Origin of the sequence: Phenylobacterium sp. (assembly GCF_031412415.1) — a bacterium.
Lineage (GTDB): Bacteria > Pseudomonadota > Alphaproteobacteria > Caulobacterales > Caulobacteraceae > Phenylobacterium.
This window is the reverse complement of record NZ_JANOCX010000247.1, coordinates 1-4290: the sequence shown is the minus strand read 5'-3', so window position 1 is coordinate 4290 and position 4290 is coordinate 1. Positions and strand designations below refer to the sequence as shown.

The following is a 4290-nucleotide window of genomic DNA, read 5'->3' as shown; positions in this document are numbered from 1 at the left end:
GAGCCCCCGCATCGACGCCTCGGCCGCGATCGGCGTGGCCGTGTTCGCCCTGGCCGGGGTGGGCGCGGGCCTGGCGATCAAGCCGTCACCACGTGAGCTGATCGGTCCCGAGGGCCCGCAGACGCTCTCGCCGGTTTCCGGCGAGCGGGTGATGCAGAGCGGCGGCGGCTCGGCATTCGCCGGGTATCGCTACGGCATCCCCGACTATGTGATCGGCACCGACTGGCTTCAGCCCGAGGTGGCCCAATCGCCACCCGTGGAGATGGAGGCCTACGAGCCCCCGCCGTACGTCCCGCAACGCTTCGTCTCGGTCCCCGACCGCGCGCCAGATCCGGTCTACGTGGCGCCCGAGCCCCGCTATCCGTCGGTTGGCGGCGACATCTACGCCAGCGCGCCCGACGCCCCAGCGCCTCCCGAGGCCCCGGAAGCGCCGGCAGCGCCTCTGCCGCCCGAGCCGCCGCCAACCTGAAGCCCCCTCGCCTTTCGGACCCGGGCGCTCTAAAGGGCGCGGATGACCGAAGACGCCGTTCAGATCATCGCCCGCGGGCCCCGCGCCGTCGCCGAAGCCGCCGCCGAGGCGATCGACGCCGACCTGATGCTGGAAGGCGTCACCTATTCCATCCTTGAAGAGGACGAGGATCACGACGTCTGGCGCATCGACGCCTTTCCTACGTCCAGCGAAGAGGCCGACGGCCTGGTCGCCGCCCTGGCCGGTTTCCCCAAGCTGAGGACCCTGGTGGAAAAGCTGGCCGACGCCGATTGGCTGGCCATGGCCCTGTCGGGCCTGCCGCCCGTGCGAGCTGGACGATTCTTCGTGTTCGGCGCCCATGACACCGGCCGTGCGCCGGTCAACACGGTGAACCTGCGGATCGAGGCCGGCGCGGCCTTCGGCACCGGGCACCACGGCACCACCGTCGGCTGCCTGTACGCCTACGACCAGCTCATCAAGGCCCGTAGCTTCGAGCGCGTCCTGGACGTCGGCGCGGGCACCGGAGTTCTGGCCATCGCCGCGGCCCGCACCGGCAGCGCCAAGGCGGTAGGCACGGATATCGACGGCCCCTCCGTCCGCATCTCGCGTGAGAACGCCAAGCTGAACCAGGCCGACGCCCGTTTCGTCCACGCCTCGGGCCTGGGCCACCGGCTGGTGCGCCAGGCCGCGCCCTATGACCTGGTGTTCGCCAACATCCTGGCCGCCCCGCTGATCGCCCTGTCGCAGGACATCAAGGGCGCGTTGAAGCCCGGCGGCGTCGCGATCCTGTCGGGTCTGCTGCGCACCCAGGAGCGGCGCGTCTTCGCCGCCTATCGCTCGCGCGGCTTCCGGTTGCACCGGCGCATCCACCGTGACGCCTGGGCCACGCTGGTGCTGCGCCGCGCCTAGGGACTCCGGAACCTGAGCCGCACGGTCACGTTCCTCCGACCACGAGGGGCGGCCCCAAGGCCGGTTCATGGAGCACGACAGATGACAAATCCCAACGATCCCTATGTGGAAAAGACTGTAATCGAGCAGCCCGCCGTGATCCGGCGCGAAGAGGTTAGAACCGTCGGCGGCGGCGGAAGCAACGCCGGTTGGTGGATCGCGGCGTTGGTGGCGGTCGTCGCCATCGTGGGTCTTTTCTTCGTCTTCAACAGCAGCTCGACCACCGAGACCGACCTGCAAGCCGCGCGCGAAAGCGGCCGTAGCGAAGCCACCCTCGACAACGCCGCCGCCCAGGCGCAGGCCGCCGCGGCGGATGCCACCGAAGCCTCGCGCGGTGCGGCCGCCAGCATGGCTGACGCCACCCGCTCGGCCGCCGACAGCGCCAGCGCAGCGGCTGCACGCACGGCCGAAGCCACCCAGGATGCGGCGGCCGACGCTGGCGAAGCCGTCACCGAAACGCCGCCCCTGCGTGAGTAGCATCTAGATTGCCCAGCGGGACGCCCACTCCTGCGCCAGCACGGCGTAGAGGTGGGTGTCCCGCCAGCGGCCCTTGACCTCGATATCCTCCCGCAAGGTTCCCTCGCGGCGCATGCCGAGCTTTTCCATCACGCCGTAAGAGCCCACGTTGCGCACGTCGCAGCTCGCCCAGATCCGGCGCAGGCCAAAGGTCCCAAACCCCAACTCCAGTAAGGCTTCGGCGGCCTCGGTCATGTAGCCCTGTCGCCAGTAGGCGCTGTGCAGGCTGTAGCCGAGATCAGCCGTCCGACCGCCCTGATAGCTCAGCCGTATCGACCCGATCACCTTGCCCTGGTCCGCGTGCTCGATGGCGAGGTTCATGGTCAGGCGAACGATCTCGGCCTGCTGCGCCAACCAGCGGGCGATGACATCGCGGGTCTGCTCGGGCGTGTTCGGCCCCCAATCCATGAAGCGCGCCACCGCCTCGTCCGTGGCGTACTCATGGACGTCGTCATAGTCGTCCGCGCATATGTCGCGCAGGATCAGTCGGCGGGTTCGTATGGGGAAGTCTTGCTTGGTCATCCGTGCTCTCCGGGGTTCACGCCGGCGGAGGGCTCGTTTCCTCGACCCTTGCCGGCTTGGGCAGGGGTCGTGGGTCTTTTCAGTGCAGGCGGTCAGCCCACGCGAAGACGCACGGCCCCGAGGGGACCGCAGGAATTCGAGAGGGTGGCGGCGCTGCGCATGGCGGTATCCATAGCCCAGCTTCAGCCCGAAGGCCAGATCAGGCGATGGCCGACTTGGCCCCAAGCGCGCTCGTCCAGTGGGCCAGGCGGGTCTTGAGCCAGGTCTGCTGGCCGATCGTCGTCATGTCCTCGTCGTCCAGCACCTCGACGACGGCGTAGATCACCCCGGCCTCGCCATGGGCGTTCCACGCCGCCTGCAGGTCCTTCACGCGGTGGGAGCCGTGGCGCAGGGAGAAGTCGACGCTGTTGCTCTGGCTGTCGATGGCGCGCGACGATCCCACCCAGGCCTGGCTGGTGGCCGCGCAGGTGAGGCTGTAGATCCCCGGCCGACTCCGGCGTTCCTTGTAGTCGCGGACGAGTTCTTGGCGGCGGGACTTTTCCATGGCCGCTAGATGCCCCGATCTCACGCTCTTGTCAATTATACCCGGGTATAATTTTCACCGCGCCTTTGGCGTTGTGGGCATACCGGGGCAGTCTCGGTCTTTGGGATTCGGGAGGCAGGACAAGATGGCGGCGCAGAGCATCAGCCCCCGCCGCGCCGTCTTGACCCTTGGGGCGACCCAGACCATCGGCTATGCCTGCTCCAGCTACCTGCCCGCCTCCCTGGCGGGCTCCATGTCCCAGGCGGTCGGAACCTCCACCGCCTTCGTGTTCGCCGCCTTTTCCGGCGCCCTGTTGATCCACGCCTTCGTCGGCCCCGCCGCCGGCCGTTCGGTCGACCGCAACGGCGCGCGCCTGCCCCTGTCGGCGGCAAGCATCATCTTGGCGCTCGGCCTGGTCGGCATGGCGCTGTCCCAAACCGCTTGGCAACTGGTCCTGGCCTGGCTGGTCCTGGGCCTGGGCATGGCGCTCGGCCTCTACGACATCGCCTTCGCGGGCCTGGTGGGCTGGTTCGGGCTCGACGCCCGCCGTTCAATCACGGGCGTCACCCTGATCGCCGGTTTCGCCTCGACCGTCGCCTGGCCGTTGACCGCCTGGCTGGACCACGAGATCGGCTGGCGCGGCGCCTGCCTAGTCTGGGCCGCCGCCAACCTGCTGATCTGCCTGCCGTTGCACCTGACCCTCCCCCGCGACGCGCCCCACGTCGCGGCGCCGACCGGGGAGGCCGAGCCTGGCGGGCCGCTTCCGGCGCCGGCCGCCTTCCAAATGATCCTCCTGGCCACGGCGCTCGCCGTCATGGCGGGAATCGGCTCGATCATGGGCGCCCACCTGCCTCCGCTATTGGTCGCCATGGGCGCCAGCGCCGCGGCGGCCGTGGCGGCGGGCATGTTGGTCGGACCGGCCCAGGTCGCGGCCCGCTTCGCCGAGTTCGTGCTGGTGCGGCGGATCCATCCGCTGAACTCGGGTCGCGCCGCCGTGGTCGCCTTTCCCATCGGCGCGAGCCTGCTGCTGGCGCTCGGCCCCATCGCGGCCGTACCCTTCGCCATCCTCTACGGCGTCGGCAACGGGCTCTTCACGATCGTTCGCGGCACGCTGCCCCTGGCCCTGTTCGGAACGCTGAACTATGGCGGCCGCCTGGGAACGCTGAACGTCCCGGCGCGGCTGGTGGGCGCGGTGGCGCCGCTGCTGTTCGCCCTCGCGCTTGGCCATTCCGCGCAACTGGCCCTCGGGGTGCTGATCGGCGCGAGCCTGCTGGCCTTCGGCTGCCTGATGCTCCTGCGGCGCCCCGATTGA

The 4290-nt window shown here is 69.8% G+C and carries 6 protein-coding genes; 4 read left to right on the top strand and 2 right to left on the bottom strand.

The window, feature by feature from the left end; all coding sequences use genetic code 11:
• From RMO04_RS12300 to RMO04_RS12290, 3 genes are all read left to right on the top strand, one after another.
• The coding region (locus RMO04_RS12300) for a hypothetical protein (RefSeq protein WP_309645073.1) at positions 1-469 on the top strand (469 nt) is incomplete at its 5' end.
• Between the two features lie 42 nt (positions 470-511).
• The gene (locus RMO04_RS12295; protein ID WP_309645072.1) at positions 512-1378 is read left to right on the top strand and encodes a 50S ribosomal protein L11 methyltransferase; all 867 of its coding nucleotides are present in this window, start codon (positions 512-514) and stop codon (positions 1376-1378) included.
• A gap of 81 nt (positions 1379-1459) precedes the next feature.
• Positions 1460-1894 carry a hypothetical protein gene (locus RMO04_RS12290; protein WP_309645071.1) on the top strand — a complete coding sequence of 145 codons (435 nt, stop codon included), beginning with the start codon at positions 1460-1462 and terminating at the stop codon, positions 1892-1894.
• 3 nt (positions 1895-1897) lie between these two features.
• On the opposite strand, the gene RMO04_RS12285 is transcribed toward RMO04_RS12290, so the two are convergent.
• Positions 1898-2455 (bottom strand): GNAT family protein, encoded by a 558-nt coding sequence (locus RMO04_RS12285; RefSeq protein WP_309645070.1) that lies wholly within the window; start codon positions 2453-2455, stop codon positions 1898-1900.
• A gap of 199 nt (positions 2456-2654) precedes the next feature.
• Positions 2655-2999 carry a GIY-YIG nuclease family protein gene (locus RMO04_RS12280; RefSeq protein ID WP_309645069.1) on the bottom strand — a complete coding sequence of 115 codons (345 nt, stop codon included), beginning with the start codon at positions 2997-2999 and terminating at the stop codon, positions 2655-2657.
• Between the two features lie 124 nt (positions 3000-3123).
• Between RMO04_RS12280 and RMO04_RS12275 the strand changes: the two genes are divergently transcribed.
• On the top strand, positions 3124-4290 hold the full coding sequence (locus RMO04_RS12275; RefSeq protein ID WP_309645068.1) for an MFS transporter: 1167 nt from the start codon (positions 3124-3126) through the stop codon (positions 4288-4290).